The organism is Arthrobacter sp. M2012083, assembly GCF_000281065.1.
Taxonomy (GTDB): domain Bacteria; phylum Actinomycetota; class Actinomycetes; order Actinomycetales; family Micrococcaceae; genus Arthrobacter.
The window spans coordinates 1-17,318 of sequence record NZ_AKKK01000043.1 but is presented as its reverse complement, the minus strand read 5'-3'; the positions used below and the strand labels follow the sequence as shown (position 1 = coordinate 17,318).

Sequence of the window (17,318 nt, the reverse complement as noted above, 5' to 3'; positions counted from 1 at the left end):
TTCACTTTCCTAACGTGAGGTTGCCGGCTGCCTTGACCCGAACGCGCATGGCATTTCCGGGCAGGTAGGGAATGGGAATGGCTTCCTGCTCAACAATCGTCACTGTGTCCGGGTTGGCCCCGGCAGCAACAGCGCGGTCCACGGCTTCCTGCCGCGCCGATTCCATCGCTCGCTTTTGGTCGCCGTCGGCGATGGAGGACACCCGGTCCACCTCGCCACTGATCTGTGCGATAGCGGCACCATATGCGTTGGCGACGTCGAAGTTTGAGGGTCGGTGGATTGTTCCAAGGCCATCCAGTTTGTCTGCCAGCAGGATGGATCCACCGCCGACGGCGACAACCGGCAGAGGCGCGGACGAGGTCCGGATCCGGTCAGCAATGTCGGCGATGGTCCGGTCGATCTGTTGCAGGGCTGACCGGACCACAGCGTCACTGATGTGGCTCACCAAAGACGAGTCACCGACGTCGGCCCTTCCGCTCCTGACGGCGATGTCCGTTGCCGTCAGGACAGACCCGCCAAAGACGAGCGATTCGTCGGTGAGGCGGTAACCCACGGAATCCGGGCCCACGGTCCCTTGATCGGTCCGCACGCGGGACCCGCCGCCGAGGCCCGCGGAAAGGACGTCCGGCATCCGAAAGTTGGTTCGCAGGCCCGCGAGCCGGACATGTGTGCTTGATTCGCGTGGGAAACCGTTCACCAGAACGCCGACGTCGGTAGTGGTGCCACCGATGTCCACGATCAGGCAATCAGTGAAGCCGGAGAGCGCCGCCGCGCCGCGCATTGAGTTGGTAGGCCCTGAAGCGAATGTTGCCACGGGGTAGCGTCGCGTGTATTCGATGTCCATGAGTGTGCCGTCGTTCTGGCTGACGTACAGGGGCGCCGTGATGCCCTGCTCCAGGACGGCCTTCGCCAAGCCATCAACAATTCTGTTCGCCATCTCGGCCAGGGAGGCGTTGACGATGGTGGCGTTCTCGCGCTCCAAGAGCCCTACCCTGCCGATTTCGTGCGAGAGGGAAACGGGGAATTCCGGGCCGAGTTCTTCGCGGAGGATGGCCAGGGTGCGCTGTTCGAACTCGTCGTTGACCGGTGAGAAGACGCTGGAAACCGCCACGGAACGGATACCGTGGGACGCGATATCCGCAGCGTGCCGTCGAATTTCGTCGGAGTCGAAGGGGCTTATGGCGCGGCCGTCGAACTCGTGACCGCCATGGGCCATGTAGGCGCGGCCCTTGACTGCTTTGGTGAGGGCATCAGGCCAGTCCGTGAACGGCGGCAGCGAAGCCGTGGCGGGCAGGCCCAGACGGATTGCAGCGGTTGGGTTGAGGTCCCGCGCCTCGATGAGGGCGTTGATGAAATGCGTGGTTCCGATCATCACGCCGCGGATGTGGTCCGGGCTGAAGCCGTTCAGTTCCTTGAGTGCCGTGAGCACCTGGGTGATGCCGCTGGTGACATCCTTCGTGGTGGGTACTTTGGTGGTGGCGAGCACCTGCCCGCCGTCCAACAGCACGGCGTCTGTATTGGTGCCGCCGACGTCGATGCCGATTCTCAGGCTACTCATGGTGCAGTTACCGATTCTTCCTTTGTGGTGGGTTCATTGGTTGGTTGGGTGTCGCCGTAGGACCGCAGGAGGTTCAGTTTCCCGGCGATGATATAGAGGATGAACGCGGCGGCCAGGGAGTTCAGGGCAGGGAGCCCGAAGGTGACGAAGTAGCCCAGTGCCGCCGAGATCGTCCAGATGACGAAAGTGGCAGGGATCCAGTTGGGCGATTTGGCTGGCGGGAGTCCTGAGTCGCGGTTTGCTTCCAGGAGCGGCCTCCATTTCTTGACGACGAAGTACTCGGCCATGATGATGCCGGCCACCGGCGGGAAGACGACGCCCAGCACCATGAGGATGTCTATGAACTTGTCCAGGATGCCGATGGCCGCCAGCACGCTTCCCACCACACCCAGCAGCAGGGTGACGTGCCCTCGGTTCAGGCGTTTGTTCATGGCACTGTTGAAGAACGACACGACGCCTAGGCCGGCACTGTAGAGGTTCCAGTCGTTGATCTTGGATGTACCAAGCACGATGATCAGGATGCCCACCCAGCCCACCGAGGAGAAGATGATCTGTGTGACGTCCGCCGTCTTTACGGCGTGGGCCAGCAGGACTCCGATCATCCCGATGGTGTAGTTGCCGAGCGTCATGCCGACGACGGTCTGCTTGACCACGTCGCCAGCTGTCCGGTTGTAACGGGTCATGTCGGGTGTGATGACTGCCCCGAGTACTGCGCTTCCAGCAACAATGGTGGTTGCGGTAACGAAATCCAGTGATGGACCCGGAGGGGCATCGTTGATGAGCTGGCTGACGGAGTGGTTACTCAGTTCTGCCCACGCCGCCCAGCCGATCAGGATCATGAACAACGGCACCGTGATATTGGCCAACCACTGCATTGATTCAAAGCCCCGGACCACGATCAGCGTGACCACAAGGCCGAAGCCCAGCGACCAGGCCCATGCGGGAATTTCCGGGACGATTTGGTTCAAGCCGGCGCCGGAAATGGCTGATTGGATGCCGAACCAGCCGATGAGGCTAATACAGATCGCCAGGCCGAGAACTGACGCACCGCCCCGGCCGAAGCCAGTCCAACGGGCAAGCATGGAAGTTGTGAGGCCTTGGCGCATGCCGGCGATGCCGACGAAAATCATGAGTGCTTCCACAATCAAGGCGCCGACGGTGAAGGCCCAGAAGGCGTCCCAGAAGGTCATTCCGAAGCCAAAAGTTGCCCCGAGAAGAAACTGGCTCAGGTCAGAAGTCTGACCAAAGCGTTGGACCGCGATGCCGAACCAGTGCTTCCGCTTCGTTGCGGGAACCCTGGTGATGGGGTAGTCATCGTGCCCTGTGTCGGAGGTGGACATGACATGCATTCCTTTCGAGTGATTCACTTCACAGTATCCATGGGGTATTCAGGGGTCATTGGACAATGTGCAGTGCCAGCAGGACGGGATCATGCACGTTGCACAGCCCTCCGGGGCTGCCAACCCGGGCGATCGCCATGGCACCTCTATCCCAGCGCGTCGAATGGGTGATTGGATATGGCCATGCCTGTACCTCCCTCCGTAGCTGTCTGCGGCCCCGCATCGTGGAACCAGCTCATCCTCCTCGACCACCTTCCGGAACCTGTCCCCCACATGCAGTTTGCCCGCCGTTCGTGGCACACAATTGGAGGGACTTCCGCTGGCAAAGCCCTGCATCTGGCCGGCCTCGGCGTTGACGTGCGGTTGTGTTCGCCTCTTGGAACTGATGCCGACGGCCAGCGAATCCGCAGCGCCCTTACGGCAGCCGGAGTCGCCGTCGAGCCCTTGGCGTCCGAGCGGACCGAACGCCACGTCAACTTAATGTCCGACGACGGCAAGCGGGTGTCGCTGTACGTTGCGGTTCCGTCCACGCCCACCGGGCACGAACTCAGCATCGCCGCTGAGGCGGTGGCTGCCGCCGACGTCGCCGTCGTTGATCTCAGCGAACTCGGCGCGCTTCTGCTGCAACGCTTGGACGCTCAGCAGACGCCCATCTGGGCGGACCTTCACGACTACGACGGGTCGTCGGAATTCCATGAACCATTCCTTCGCGCTGCCAGTACGGTGTTCATGAGTGACGACAGCGCAGAGGACCCGTGGGACCTTATGCGCTCCTGCCTGGAACGCGGGCCCCGCTTGGCTGTTTGCACCCGCGGAGCAGAGGGTGCCATTGCGCTGGAGGCTTCCGGAGCGCGGCACGAGGTCAGTGCTTTTCCGGCCGAGGTGGTTGATACCAATGGTGCCGGTGACGCCTTCATGACGGGTTTCCTGGCCGCGACACTCCAGGGCGGCACCATTGACGATGCCCTGACGGCAGCGGCGGCACAGGCCCGTACTGCGGTTGAAACCGAGCATCTGCACCCGAAACTCTCGGAGCTGCTGGCCTAGTTGTGGTGCAGCTCGATATCCAGGGTTTCCTTCTCGACGAAATCCAGCGCGCTTCGGACAGCACCCATGGTCACCACCGAGTCGCCCAGTGGTGAAACGGCCAGCCGCGGAGGGGTTGCGGTGAATTGGGGCAGCCGGTCAGCGATTGGGTCCAGGAGTGCGCCTGCTGACTTGGCTACGGCGCCACCTATCACTACAAGCTCCGGGTTGTGGATGGTAGCGACAGCCCCGATAACCCTCGCCATGCGATCGGCAAGCCGATCCAGAATCCGCCGTGCCACAGCGTCACCTTGGAGGGCAGCGGCGAAGACGTGTTCGGCTTCGATTGCCTCTGCAGGATATTCGCGGAGTTGCGTGTCGTCACTTCCAGCGAGGGCCTCGCCAGCCCACGTGCGTGCCATCAGGGCAATCCCAAAGGTATCCCCCACCCCCTCAACCTGCTTAAGGAACGCCAGCTCCCCGGCGCCTCCGCCACAGCCGTGCAGGAGCCTGCCGTCGTCGATCACTCCGGAACCAAAGCGCTCACTGGCGAGGATCACCACGACGTCGTCCACGCCCACCGCCGAACCGCGCCAACGCTCGCCCAGGGCCGCCAAGTTTCCGTCATTGGCCAGCAACACCGTCCACCCATGAAGATCCTTCAGCGCAGATTTCAAGCCAACGTCCAAAAGAGCCCAGAAGGGTTGGGTCACCAAAACATCGCCGTCACGGCCCACCGGGGCCGCAATTCCGGCGGAGACTGCGAGGACCGCATCGGGGGTGACGCCGGCCAGGCCGAGGGCGTCACACGCCGTACTGTCAATGGCTGATATACGTTCGCGGGGACTGATATCGGAGCCGGGAATGCTGTCATCAGCCGTGATCTGAACTCCGCGGAACTGCTGACTCGCCCTGCCCACGATTTCTCCGCGAAGGTCTGACACCACGGCCGTCACCTTGGAGACTCCCACGTCCAGGCCAACGACGTACCCTGCGTCCTGGTTCAGAACGAACCGTCGGGCTGGCCGTCCTTTGAGATACTCACCGAACTCGCGCTGGTTTTCAAGCTCCGTGATCCAGCCCCGGTCCATGATCTCTTCACACACAGAGATGGCAGTTGCCCGGGCCAGCCCCGTCCCCTCCATGACGTCCGAGATCGTCACGATGGTGGAAGCCCGCATGAAGTCCAAGACCGATCTGAGGCTTGCCCGCCGAAGCATCTGCGGCGTCGGCGAGGAGGAAGGGGCGCTCATGGGGTCTTGACCTCTCTGTAGCTCAAGTCACATAATACTTCAGGCACTAAATTTTGAGTCCAAATTAACTTCGGAGACACAATGAATGCAGCCCCGGACCATTCAGGAACCCCCGCCTCCAGCGAATCCGCCCAGGATCGCTGGAACACCCTCTGGGAGCCCGCAGCGCGCCGGTACCAGCCCGTCGTCGAGGAGGTCGCGCTGACCGCTCCTCCCGCCGCCGCCCCGTCACAAGAGGCGACAGCCCAGCTTTAGGGCCTTGACTCGCCCAGCTTTTTCAACTGCCACGCAACCCTTTCCACACTTAGCCTTTTCGACGCTTCGGGCGTGCCCGCCCTCTACCTGCAAGCGCTTCCAATTTTTGCCTCGACGCTCTTGTTTAATGACTAAACTCCGCCTACCTTGATGGGTAGCCGTCATCGTGACGCGGCCGCCCGATCTGTGGGGCGGCGTCAGTCGCTGCCTAGGATTCCCGGCCTGTAGCGGCCCCATCATTGAGGAGACTCACCTCCATGCCAACACACGACGAGGACGTCGCAGTCCACTTTCCTGATAAAAGGAAGCGCTTTCAGTTCTTAGCCGCTTTAATCCTTCTGGCCTTCTTCGGCACCCTGTTTTCCTCCACAGCTTCTGCTCCGCCTGCCCAAGCCGCAGCTCCCGGACCCAAAGACGCTACCGCCGTGATGTTCTCCTGGACATGGAACGCCATAGCCCGTGAATGTACAGAGAACCTCGGCCCGGCCGGTTACGGGTATGTGCAGACATCTCCCCCGCAAGAACATGTTCAAGGCCCGGAGTGGTGGACCCACTACCAACCGGTCAGCTACAAGGTTGAGTCACGGCTGGGCACGCGTGCCGAGTTCAAGCACATGGTAGACACTTGCCACACCGCCGGTGTGAAAGTTATCGCGGATGCCGTGATCAACCACATGTCCGGTAAGAGCGCCGGCGGAACGGGTTGGGCAGGAACCACCTTCCAGCACTACGACTATCCCGGAAACTACCAAGGGCAGGATTTTCACTCGTGCCGAAGGGACATCGCGAACTACCAAGACCGCTGGGAAGTTCAGGAGTGCAATCTGGTCAACCTCTCTGACCTCAACACGGCCTCCCCCTACGTTCAGGGAAGAATTGCCGGATACCTCAACGACTTGGTGGGCCTGGGAGTTGACGGGTTCCGGATTGACGCCGTCAAACATATTGCGGCCAGCGACATGCAAGGAATTCTCTCCAAGGTCAATGACCGTGCCCGGCTCTACGTGGTCCAGGAAGTTATCCGGGCCAACGAACCGATCCAGCCGGAGGAATACACCAGCAACGGTGATATCCACGAGTTTGCCTTCGCCCGCAAACTCAAAGAGGCCTTCAACGGCGGGAACATCAACTGGCTGATCACAGGCAATGGCATTGGCTCCAGCTGGGCAGGCTTCCTACCTCACCAGAACGCCGCAGTTTTCGTCGATAACCATGACACCGAGCGCAATGGTGAGACGCTCACCTACAAGGACGGGGCAAACTACGATCTTGCCCAGATCTTTACGCTGGCATGGAACTACGGATCCCCGTCGATCCATTCGGGTTATTCCTTCTCCAACAACGAGACAGGACCGGCGGTTGCCTCCAACGGGGAAGTCATGGATCCCGTGTGCGGCCAGAATGGCTGGACGTGCAAGCATGCGCAAACCAGTATCGAAAACATGGTGGCCTTCCGCAATGCAAGCCATGGTGCGCCGGTCGTGAACAAGTGGGACAACGGATCGAATGCTCTCGCTTTTGGTCGTGGTGACAAAGGCTACGTGGCGATCAACCGTGGTGGTGCCTTTACGCGGACCTTTCAAAGCTCCCTTCCAGCGGGCCGCTACTGCAACGTGACGGTGGGATTCCCCACCTCCACCGGCTGTTCTGCCGGTGACGTTGTGACCGTAGAAGCATCGGGAACATTCCAAGCCACCGTGGGTCAAAACGCCGCCCTTGCGTTGCATGTCAATGCAAAAGCCGGCGGACAAACCGAACCAGGTGCGAGCAACCTCAAGGTGTACTACTCCACCGCCAAGGGCTGGAGCGACTACAAAATGCACTACCGGGTAGGCACCGGAGCCTGGACCACCGCACCGGGTGTGACCATGACCGCCGCCTGCACTGGCTGGGTCGCCTACACCATTCCCGCCGGCTCAACCGGGGCAACGGCTGCGTTCAACAACGGAAGCGGCGTATGGGACAACAACAACACCAGCAACTATGCCTTGGACGGTGGGATCGCGGCGGTGAACGGCAATGTGGTTAGTCATGCCGATCCTTGCAGCGGTGCATCTACCCCCGGACCGACAGACACCACAGTGCTGTTCTACTCAACCACCAAGAATTGGTCCGCCTATAACGCGCACTATCGGGTGGGCACCGGAGCATGGACCGCTGCCCCGGGCGTAGCCATGACTGTCTCATGCCCTGGCTGGGTAGCCACCTCCATCCCCCTCAATGGAGCTTCCGGAATTACCGCAGCCTTCAACAATGGGGCTGGAACATGGGACAACAACGGAACAAACAACTACACCGCTGGTCCTGGCTACCAGCAGGTGAAAGACGGCATCGTCAGCCAGGGAAACCCCTGCGCCTGATGCACTCAGACCTCATGGGGTGGGGCCTTCCGATCCCGTGAGCCGGGAAGGAGGCGGCGTCGGGTTCCGGCGTCGCCTCCGCTAACCAGTCAGAGACCACTCGGCCATGAGATCGATGGCCGTGGTGAAGGCGTCCAGGCGTGGTCGGTTCAGGAAGGCGTGCGGGGTCCCGGGGAGCGTGTGCTGCTCGACGTCGGCTCCCGCGCTTCTCAGTTCGGCAGCGAATCGGTCACCCGATGCGCGCATGGCGTCGCGATCTGCATTGATCATCAGTGTCGAAGGGAAGCCGTCCAGATCGTGGCCTCCCGGGAACGCGTAGCGGTCATACAGCGCCGCTCGTGTGCCCGCGTAGTTACGGTTCACGGCGTTCAGAACCAACCGGGAGTGTGTCAGCCGGCGGTGATCGCGAACCCGTCGTTGGATCTCGCGGGACGCAGTGTGCGAGGAGTGAAAAAAGCCGTAGGCAAGGATGACACCCTTAGGTGCTGAGCCCATGTCGAGAGCTTGGAGTGCTGCTGCGGCTGCAAGGCAGGCCCCGGCGCTTGCACCACCAAGGACCACCCCTCCTGCAGACTGGCTGCTAACACTTCGAAACGCCGTCAAGAGGTCTTGCACCGGGAGGGGAAACCGTCCCCGGGGCCGCACGTCTCCCCTGCGGATCCAAGAGAGCCCCGGAACCGGAGCAAGGCGATAATCAACCGTGACCACCGGCAGTCCTCGTTGAGCAAGCGCCCAGGCCACATCGTGTGCTTCAGGCTGATAGAGACCACCAGAGAAGAAGCCGCCGCCATGCGCCCAGACCAACGTCCGAACTCCTGTCGTCTCCGAATCTTCGCCTGGCGGGTAGTACCAGCGCATGGGGACTGGATGGTGCCCGGTCACGGAATGGCGAATCGTTGGTTCATTGACACCGCTAAAGGACACCGCCATGCCCTCGACCCTAGCGTCAACCGCACTCCACGACGCACTCGCTTGTGGGTGCGTCGACGTTCGATGAGCGGGAAATGGCTGCGCCCTCACGAAGAAACAGCACTAAAATTGAAGGCAGAGGGTATGGCGATGTCTCTGGCTTTGGTAATTGCCCTGGTCCTTATGGGCATGATTTCCCTGGCCGCTGCGATAGGCGCAGTGGTCTTGGTGATCCGCGACGGCCGCGGTGAAATTCCGTTGGAACCGCCCGTCCGGCCATGGGTTGCAGGGAACCTTCCGAGTCGCCCATACTCCACGCTGCCGCGCATTTAACACGTACGCGCTACTATGTTCCCGCGGCGGCTTAGGGGTGGATGTGGCGCCGCAAAGCATCCAGGGTGGTCTCCGGCGAGGTGTTGAAGCAGAACTGGATTCCCGGCGACTCTGCGCTACACGTGTTGATCACCCGCTCGAAGAGTTCCGTGTAATCCGGGACCATCCTGATGCCGCCGCCGACCATCACCAGACCAAAACGATCACGCGAGAACGCTGCACGGATCTCCGATTCGGCCTCGTCCGGTGAAGTTCCAATAAGGCAGGACACAGCATCAAAGCCGGCGGCGATGGTCGCCCCGAATCCGGCCTCGATCCGCTCGGTCATGATGGCTTCATCGAGTCCGGGAGGGAGCTTGCTGTAGTCGAGCGCGCTGGCGTGGATGCCGATCATCAGGATTCGAGTCATGCCGCTCACTGTGCCATGGCTATGGCATGCGGTAAAGGAATGCCGCCATGGCGTCCCGGTTGATCGGCGAAAGGGGTTTGTAGACCCGGCTACCGTCGGCTTCGACCCAACCCGTCGAGATTTCCATCTCTGACATCCATGCCATTTCGTAGGAGAACTGCTGGCCCGGGACCACGTCCTTGAAAGGCAGGAGATCCATGTTGTCGATCCGGGGCTCCCCAGCGAGACGGTACAGGAAGGCAGCCATGGCATCGCGGTTGATCGGCGTCAGAGGCCTGTACGTTCGTGAGCCATCGTTCTCTGTCCAACCGGAGGAGATCTTCTGGTCCTCAAGCCACGCCATCTCCTTGTAAAACAGCTGGGTGGTCAGCACATCCTTGAACGGCGAGGTGGCTGGCGGAGTATAAGCCGGCGAACCTGCCATCCGGTAAAGGAAGGCGGCCATGGCATCACGGTTAATAGGCGTCAACGGCTTATAGGCCACCGACCCGTCAGCCGCTGTCCAACCCTTGGAGATGCCCTGATCTGCGAGCCACGCCATTTCCTTGTAGAACTGCTGGGTGGTCAGGACGTCCGTGAACGGCGAGTCGGCCGGCGGCACGAAATCCGGGCCCTTGGCACTAAATCGCTCCGTCCAAGTGGTGGCACCCGGAAGCAGCACGTAACCTTCCTTGGCGACTGCTGAGACCGTGACCCGGCCGGTGGCCGGATGAGTCCCGGAAGCGACCGTCCCGCCGTCGATAACGTAGTTAATGCCCGCAATCTCTGGGATGACGTAGGTGTCATTGTCCGTATACGGCGCATCCGTGAAGACGACTGGCTCTGGAGTTACTGCTCTATCTGCAGCCACCACCAAGCTAGTCGGCGCGCTGATGATTGACTGTGGCTGGTAACCCGTTTTTGATGCGGAAACCTTGAGCGTGATCGCCTTGCTCAGGTCCGCATCAGTAATGGTGTAGGTCTGTCCTGTGGCGCCGTCGATGGGAGTTCCATCGCGTCGCCACTCCAGGGCGAGGTCCACGGGCGTGGGTGCCCAGATGCCGACGTCGGCTGTCAGCAAACCACCGACGTACGGAGCGCCCTTGATGGCGGGTTCGGCAACGGTCAGTTTCCCAATTGCCACGGGTTGGGTGGGCGCTGACGTTACAGATACATCGGGTTGCTTCGGCTTCTTGCCCGTCACTGTCACTGTGATGTTAGCGCCCAAGTCTTCAGGCCCCACAACGTACTGAGTCCCGGTGGCATTAGTAACCACGCCATTTCGCTTCCACTGCTGCTCGGTAACGACGTAACCAGCAGGCCCCCACGTGCCGGGAGACATGGTTAGAGTCCCACCAACTATCGCGTCGCCGGAAATTGTGGGAGTGCCGGGGACAATCGGGACAGCGTCTGCGGCAACGTTTGCAAGAGCCGCCCCGGCGTCCACGAGCCCGCCCCCGCATCCACCCGGGCAATCGCTGACCGGCCGTGCAGTTGCCTTCAACTTCTGTTCCACCTCGGCCGGCGTCAAACCCGGCAGCACGGAATACATCATTGCTGCTACCGCAGATACATGCGGGGCAGACATGGAGGTTCCCTGCTTGAAGAAGTAATCGTTCGAGTGCTGCGTGGACACCACACCATTGAGCGCCTGGCCGAACATGTCTCCCCCGGGCGCAACCACGTCAACGTTTACCCCGAAGTTGGAGTACCACGCCTTACTTCCCGTGCGTGTGGTGGCACCGACCACAAGGACATTTTGGCAGTTGGCAGGCGCAACCGCCGAGGCATCGATCCTGTTGTTGCCCGCTGAGACCACCACAGATACACCCTTGCTCCGGGCAAAGTCGAAAGCGTCTTGGTAGATGGCAGTGCACTGTCCCGGACTACCAAGACTAAGGTTGATGACGCGCGCAGGATTGGCGTTTGTGGGTACGCCGGGAACGGCTCCGCCTGCGGCCCAAATGACTGACTCAGCAATGTCTGAGGAATATCCACCACAAACCCCCATGGCCCTAATGGGTACCACCTTGGCTTTGGGAGCCACGCCGGCAACGCCTATTTTGTTGCCGGCAACCGCAGCAACAATTCCGGCCAGATGTGTTCCGTGCCAGGTGTCGCCCTCCGCTGGAGACCCGGGTCCGCATTGACCGTAATAGGTAGCATCCCCTTCATCGCGGGGGTTGGGATCCCGCCCGTCCCCGTCCTTGGCCATCTCCGGAAAACTCAACATGTCGTAGCCCGGCAGAACGTTCGTGTCCAGATCGGTGTGGCTTAGAATTCCCGAGTCAATAACGGCAACTACAGATCCTTCGCCCTGGCTGATATCCCAAGCCTTAAGGACGTTCATGCCGCCAGCCCCTGGGATGTGCGGCCACTGAAGGTTATAGAAATGGTCGTTGGGCGCCACCGCGAAAGGCCGCATGATGGTGTCCGGTTCGGCGTACTCCACATTGGGATCCGCTGCCAGGGCCGCCACGAGTTCAGTGGCCTCACCTGCGTCCAGCTTCCGGTCCATCCTGAGCACCTCTTGGCCGGACGCGGTAGTCCGTGAGGAACTAACGGCCATGCCCAAGGCGGTGCTCGCGCGGCCAAGGGAGGACTGACGGTCGGCGGACTGAATGCCCGCCCGTTCCTTGAACTTCACGATGAACTGATCCGTGGGAACCGGCACGGACTCGGTGGGCGTAGCTCGCAGTTCGGCTACCGGAGCCAGAGCGTCATCGGCAACGGCGGGAATCACCGGCAAGGCAGCCCCCACCATTGCGGCAATACCGGCAAACATCAAACGGGAGCGCACACTTGCTATTAGCCGGTTTTTCACTACGAAACGCCCTCTGCATAAACGCCCCGAGAGAGCGCGGAATGGGGCCGCAAGTCAACGGCCAGCATGAGTTTAGCCAACGAGTAGAGTTTCCCGCGAATCTGCACGCGACTATTTACAAAGGCGTTTCGGCTAACTCCACACAGAGCCCTTATGATCACCTCGGGCCCGTTGTTTCGAGGCCCTTCAATCGCACGGAATATGGGGACCCATGAGGGCAATTTCGCGTGGCCGTTTCAGGCTCGCACTAACAATGGTTGCAGGAATTATCCTGGCCACTCTGCCCAGCGGGTTTGCATCCCCTGCCGTCGCCGCGGCCACGGGCAGCATCTCGGGTACGGTTACGGTTCCTGCGGGTGTGGACGTGAACAAAGTCAAGGTCACCGTATCTGGCCCGACTTATCGGACCCTGGGGGTGAATCCCAGCGGCGAATACACGATAGTGGGACTCGCAGCGGGTGAATATTCGGTGCGCTTCGAGGAGGATGCCAGCCCCAAACACGTGTACAGCACGTACTACGGCTCCGCCGTCTATGAGCAATCGACACGGGTGGACGTCGCCGTAGGCACGGCAGTGACCGGGATTGACCAGCAAATGTCCACCGGCGGGCGTATTCAAGGCAAAGTCTCGGTTCCCGCTGGAACCAAGGCTGCTGACGTGTACGTGGGTGTTAGCTCAGATTCGTATCAAGAGGGCGTGGCTGTTGCTCCGGACGGTTCATACGATGTGGGCCCGTTGGCCCCCGGCGACTACACGCTGAACTTCAGCACGTCGGTTCAACCGGTCCCGGTGCTTCAGGCCTACTACCCAGGAGTCAAGGACCACGAGCAAGCGCAGAAGATCACCGTCGCGCAGGGCGATGTTGTTGGCGGGATCAACCAGGACCTTCAACCGGCCGCGATAATCTCCGGCACGCTGGCACTTCCTGCTGGTGCTACACCCTTTTCCATCACTGCAGAGGCCAGGTCCGTTGATGACCTCGAGGTTGTTTCCGGTGTGTGGGTGGAGGAAGGCGGAGTCTTCAGCATCGGTGCCTTGGAAGCTGGAACGTACAAACTGAGTTTTAATTCGAACGATCCCATCGTCGCTTCCATGTGGCTCGGCGGGGTGGTCTCCGCTGCAGGTTCACCTTCCATCACGGTCACTGATGGACAGCGACTGACGGGGGTGAAAGACAAGGCAGTTCCGGCCGCAACGATCACCGGGTCCTTCGCCTCCTCAAATGGCTACGTTGATGTCGAAGTGGTGACAGCAGACGGTTCTGTGGTCAAGAGCGGCTACAGCACAGCGGACCGGGTTTACGCAGTGAGCAATCTCCTTCCAGGCACCTACAAAGTCCAGTTCAACCGTTCCGGCCGCCCCACACTCGAAGAAGGCCAGTACTACAACAACCTTCCAGAGAGCTCGGGGCTGGGAGGCGCAACGCCGGTCACCGTAGCCGGCGGGCAGACCCTCACCAACATCAACGCACCTTCACGAGTGGGTGGCACCGTCTCCGGCAAAGTGGTGGACTCCAACGGAGTCCCCCTCACTGCCGTCCCGGTTCGCGTCTACACGAAGAACGGCGCCCTGGTGACCCGAGAAGCAACAACTGAAGCCGACGGCACTTTCAAAGTGACCGGCCTGAGCACGGCAAACTACTTCGTTTCAGCTGCCCCCGATGACAGTGCCGGGCCCATCTTCTCCGGCAACGTCCTCAATGAAGCAAACGCCAGGACTGTTTCAACTGCCGCTGGCCGGAACACAGACATCGGAACGCTGAGCTACGCCACAGCCACGCAAGGCACCCAAGCATTCGATGACGTCCCGCTGAATGCCCAGTTCGAGAAGGAAATCCTCTGGTTGGCCAGCAAGGGAATCTCCACTGGCTGGGAAGCGAACGGGAACAGGACCTACAAGCCCTTGAGCCCCGTAAATCGTGATGCCATGGCTGCCTTCATGTACAGGCTTTCAGGGAAACCTGACTTCACCGCGCCCGGTGTTTCCCCATTCAAGGACCTGCCAGTCGGAGCACAGTTCTATAAGGAGATCACCTGGCTCGCTGACAAGGGCATCTCCACCGGTTGGGAAGAGGCTGACAAGACCAAGACCTACCGGCCGCTGCAGCCAGTGAACCGCGATGCCATGGCTGCATTCATGTACCGCCTGGCGGGCGAGCCAGAATTTACGGCCCCCGAGGTCTCACCGTTCGTAGACGTCCCTGTGGGAGCACAGTTCTACAAGGAGATCACTTGGCTTGCAGCTCAAGGCATCTCAACGGGTTGGGCTGAAACAGGCAACACCAAGTCCTTCAAGCCGCTGTTGCCCGTGAACCGCGATGCGATGGCAGCGTTCATGTTCCGCTACAACAGCAAATTCGGCACGCTCTAATGCCAGGGTCCCGCTGCCCGATGATGCGACAAATACGACTGATCTAAGCCAAGAGGGCGGCCGGATGCTCCGGCCGCCCTCTTGCAGCCGAAAACTACTTCGTAGTCAGCACGTTCCAAAGAATCAGGTCGTGCGCGTGCCGGGCTTTATCGTCACCGCGGAAATCGGCTTCTTTAATGCTTCCCCCGGTATCTATGCCAATGCTCGACGTAGAAGCGAACCGGCCCATCATCGATTTGTTGGACAGCATGGAGACGGACCGGATGTTCTTGTACGGCACGGACACGATGGCGAGCTTGTTGCCCACAAAGCTCTTGTCTTGCAGGATGACCCGCATGTTCGTGATCCCGACGAAGCCGGTACCAACACCGATGCAGTCGTAGACCGCATAGACTATTTCGCCCTGCAGGAGACCCGCCCTGATTTGCTCGAGTTGCTCGGGCTTGTCGTGAATGACGTTGCTCAAAGTTTTGCCTTCCCGCGTCAGTCGCGAAGGGGAACGCCCTTGGCGTCCCTCCTGAAGTACTCAGCACCGGCAAGGATCATAATGCCCTCCACGAGCCCCCAAAGACCCACCAATCCGAACGTGAAGATGCCCAGCACTACCGTGAGAACCAGCTGGATGACACCAATGGTGGTGTAGCCCAGGTAGAAGCGGTGGATGCCGAGGCCACCCAGGAAGATTCCCAAGAGGCCGGCAGCGATCTTCGACTTCGGCTGCGGGTAACCGTAAGCCATGTTGGGCTGCGGCGGCTGAGCCCCGTACTGCGGTTGCGGCGGCTGAGGTTGCGCGTAGTACTGAGGCTGAGGAGGCTGGGCCCCGTACTGCGGCTGTGGAGGCTGCGGTTGCTGGGGCACCTGCGGTTGCGCGTACTGCGGCGGCTGAGTGGAATAATCCGGCTGTTGCGGCGCCGGAGGCTGGTTGCCCTCCGGGGTATCCGGATTGTTGTCGGGGTGCGGCTGTGTCATGGTGATGCCTTTCGGAGAATGTTGATCCAGCCCAAGGTGGAGGGCATCCACAGTCTTCAACAAGATCCCCAACATCCATGTGCCGATCATCAGTCTGACGGACACAGCCCCGCCACGCCACACCGTAACCATGTTCCTTATCTGTCGGCCCCCGCAGGTAGCATCCGAGTGAATGCGCTGCTCAGAGCGCACACAATCGAATATGGGGAACCCAGATGCCCAAGGCACTTTCGTGGTTGGCGGCACTTTCGCTGACCGCGTCGGCGGCTGTCTTTATGCCGCAAACCGCTATGGCCGCAGAAACGGCAAGCGTTTCAACACTTTTCTCGTCCTTATCCGTCACCACTGAAACTAACACCGGCTACGACCGCGATCTCTTTCAGCATTGGATAGATGCCGACGGCGACGGCTGCGACACACGCTCCGAGGTGCTCCAACTGGAGTCACTGTCGCCGGTGACGTTCGGCTCTGGCTGCACCGTAGCCACGGGTCAGTGGAACTCCTGGTACGACGGCGGCGCCTGGACCATCGCGTCCGACGTCGACATCGACCATATGGTTCCCCTCGCGGAAGCCTGGGGTTCCGGCGCGAGCGCCTGGACGGCCGAGCAGCGGCGCGACTACGCCAACGACCTCACCCTGGACGTGGCTCTCGAAGCCGTCACTGACAACGTAAACCAGTCCAAGAGCGACCGCGATCCAGCAGAATGGATGCCGCCGTTGGCCGGAACCGCCTGCGAATACGTCACGGACTGGGTGCTGGTGAAATACCGCTGGCAGTTGACCGTTGATGCGGCTGAATCCGCAGCAATTTCGTCCACTTTGCAGGGTGGTTGCGGAACCAGCATGGTTCCCGTGCCAACCATCGCTGTTGAATCCACACCCGTTGATCCGGGCCCCATCACATTCAGTGACGTCAACGGGTCCACCCAATTCAATGTGGAAATTTCGTGGCTCGCTTCCCAAGGCATTTCCACCGGTTGGGTGGAAGCCGACGGTAGCCGGACCTATCGGCCGCTGAATGCCGTAAACCGCGACGCCATGGCGGCCTTCCTGTATCGCCTGGCCAGCAAACCTGCCTTCACTCCCCCGGCGACGTCGCCCTTCTCCGACATCACCCCGTCGAGCCAGTTCTATAAGGAAATAACGTGGCTCGCGGCAAGCGGCATCTCCACAGGATGGACGGAGCAGGACGGTTCCAAGACCTACCGACCGCTTAGCCCGGTCAACCGTGACGCCATGGCCGCCTTCCTCTACCGGTTCGGGGGCAATCCGGCGTTCTCGGCACCCAGTACCTCGCCGTTCGTGGACGTCCAGGTTGGAAGCCAGTTCTACCAACAGATCACTTGGCTGGCATCGCAGGGTATCTCCACAGGTTGGGACATCGGCTACGGCTGCCGCGCCTACAACCCTGTCCAGCCGGTGGCCCGTGACGCCATGGCCGCGTTCATGTACCGCTTCGTCAACGGTGGCACCGGCGGAATCACGGGGAACAACTGTTCCCCTCCGCCGCCGGTAACACCGCAGCCTCCGGCCAACCCTGGTGACTCCAAGAACTGCACAAGTTTCAGTACTTGGCAGGCCGCACAGGCCTGGTTCGACACCTACTACCCGTGGTACGGCGACGTCGCGCGTCTTGACTCCGACGGCGACCGCATCGCGTGCGAGTCCCTGCCCGGCCACCCGTAACAGCATGATGACGGCGGGTCTTGGCTTTTGATGCCAAGACCCGC

The 17,318-nt window shown here is 60.9% G+C and carries 14 protein-coding genes and 1 pseudogene; 7 read left to right on the top strand and 8 right to left on the bottom strand.

The features are described 5' to 3' along the window. Window position 1 precedes the first annotated feature (1 nt). Together A477_RS0117030 and A477_RS0117025 are read right to left on the bottom strand one after the other, a co-directional pair. On the bottom strand, window positions 2-1,558 hold the full coding sequence (locus A477_RS0117030; RefSeq protein ID WP_017200141.1) for a hydantoinase/oxoprolinase N-terminal domain-containing protein: 1,557 nt from the start codon (window positions 1,556-1,558) through the stop codon (window positions 2-4). Beyond that, on the bottom strand, window positions 1,555-2,898 hold the full coding sequence (locus A477_RS0117025) for a purine-cytosine permease family protein (RefSeq protein ID WP_017200140.1): 1,344 nt from the start codon (window positions 2,896-2,898) through the stop codon (window positions 1,555-1,557). Before A477_RS0117025 ends, A477_RS0117030 begins: the two co-directional genes overlap by 4 nt. Before the next feature lie 183 nt (window positions 2,899-3,081). Here A477_RS0117025 and A477_RS0117015 point away from each other — a divergent pair, with 183 nt between their 5' ends. Beyond that, window positions 3,082-3,945 carry a carbohydrate kinase family protein gene (locus tag A477_RS0117015; protein ID WP_017200139.1) on the top strand — a complete coding sequence of 288 codons (864 nt, stop codon included), beginning with the start codon at window positions 3,082-3,084 and terminating at the stop codon, window positions 3,943-3,945. On the opposite strand, the gene A477_RS0117010 is transcribed toward A477_RS0117015, so the two are convergent. After that, window positions 3,942-5,177: an ROK family protein gene (locus A477_RS0117010; RefSeq protein WP_017200138.1), complete on the bottom strand. Its 1,236-nt coding sequence runs from the start codon at window positions 5,175-5,177 to the stop codon at window positions 3,942-3,944. The genes A477_RS0117015 and A477_RS0117010 overlap by 4 nt on opposite strands. A gap of 81 nt (window positions 5,178-5,258) precedes the next feature. Here A477_RS0117010 and A477_RS23350 point away from each other — a divergent pair, with 81 nt between their 5' ends. After that, window positions 5,259-5,432 (top strand): hypothetical protein, encoded by a 174-nt coding sequence (locus tag A477_RS23350; RefSeq protein WP_017200137.1) that lies wholly within the window; start codon window positions 5,259-5,261, stop codon window positions 5,430-5,432. Window positions 5,433-5,689: 257 nt separating this feature from the next. Next, window positions 5,690-7,792 (top strand): carbohydrate binding domain-containing protein, encoded by a 2,103-nt coding sequence (locus A477_RS23030; RefSeq protein ID WP_017200136.1) that lies wholly within the window; start codon window positions 5,690-5,692, stop codon window positions 7,790-7,792. Window positions 7,793-7,873: 81 nt separating this feature from the next. On the opposite strand, the gene A477_RS0116995 is transcribed toward A477_RS23030, so the two are convergent. Then, window positions 7,874-8,650 (bottom strand): alpha/beta hydrolase, encoded by a 777-nt coding sequence (locus A477_RS0116995; protein ID WP_237715824.1) that lies wholly within the window; start codon window positions 8,648-8,650, stop codon window positions 7,874-7,876. A 195-nt stretch (window positions 8,651-8,845) separates the two neighbouring features. Here A477_RS0116995 and A477_RS0116990 point away from each other — a divergent pair, with 195 nt between their 5' ends. Continuing rightward, window positions 8,846-9,034: a hypothetical protein gene (locus A477_RS0116990; protein WP_017200134.1), complete on the top strand. Its 189-nt coding sequence runs from the start codon at window positions 8,846-8,848 to the stop codon at window positions 9,032-9,034. A gap of 31 nt (window positions 9,035-9,065) precedes the next feature. On the opposite strand, the gene A477_RS0116985 is transcribed toward A477_RS0116990, so the two are convergent. After that, a complete protein-coding gene (locus tag A477_RS0116985) occupies window positions 9,066-9,443 on the bottom strand; it encodes a hypothetical protein (protein WP_017200133.1) in 378 nt (125 codons plus the stop codon). Between the two features lie 19 nt (window positions 9,444-9,462). Then, window positions 9,463-12,207 (bottom strand): S8 family serine peptidase, encoded by a 2,745-nt coding sequence (locus A477_RS0116980; protein ID WP_017200132.1) that lies wholly within the window; start codon window positions 12,205-12,207, stop codon window positions 9,463-9,465. Between the two features lie 292 nt (window positions 12,208-12,499). On the opposite strand from A477_RS0116980, the gene A477_RS0116975 reads away from it, so the two are divergent. After that, entirely contained in the window at window positions 12,500-14,617 is a 2,118-nt protein-coding gene (locus A477_RS0116975; RefSeq protein WP_017200131.1) for an S-layer homology domain-containing protein, read from the top strand. Window positions 14,618-14,711: 94 nt separating this feature from the next. On the opposite strand, the gene A477_RS0116970 is transcribed toward A477_RS0116975, so the two are convergent. Together A477_RS0116970 and A477_RS23775 are read right to left on the bottom strand one after the other, a co-directional pair. Next, complete coding sequence (locus A477_RS0116970) at window positions 14,712-15,083, bottom strand: PH domain-containing protein (protein ID WP_017200130.1); 372 nt, start codon at window positions 15,081-15,083, stop codon at window positions 14,712-14,714. A 17-nt stretch (window positions 15,084-15,100) separates the two neighbouring features. Then, the gene (locus A477_RS23775; protein WP_017200129.1) at window positions 15,101-15,718 is read right to left on the bottom strand and encodes a TM2 domain-containing protein; all 618 of its coding nucleotides are present in this window, start codon (window positions 15,716-15,718) and stop codon (window positions 15,101-15,103) included. Between the two features lie 83 nt (window positions 15,719-15,801). Between A477_RS23775 and A477_RS24080 the strand changes: the two are divergent. Further along, window positions 15,802-16,386, top strand: a pseudogene (locus tag A477_RS24080) (HNH endonuclease family protein); the annotation flags it as partial. A gap of 21 nt (window positions 16,387-16,407) precedes the next feature. Then, entirely contained in the window at window positions 16,408-17,274 is an 867-nt protein-coding gene (locus tag A477_RS24075; RefSeq protein WP_502685505.1) for an S-layer homology domain-containing protein, read from the top strand. Window positions 17,275-17,318: the final 44 nt, after the last annotated feature.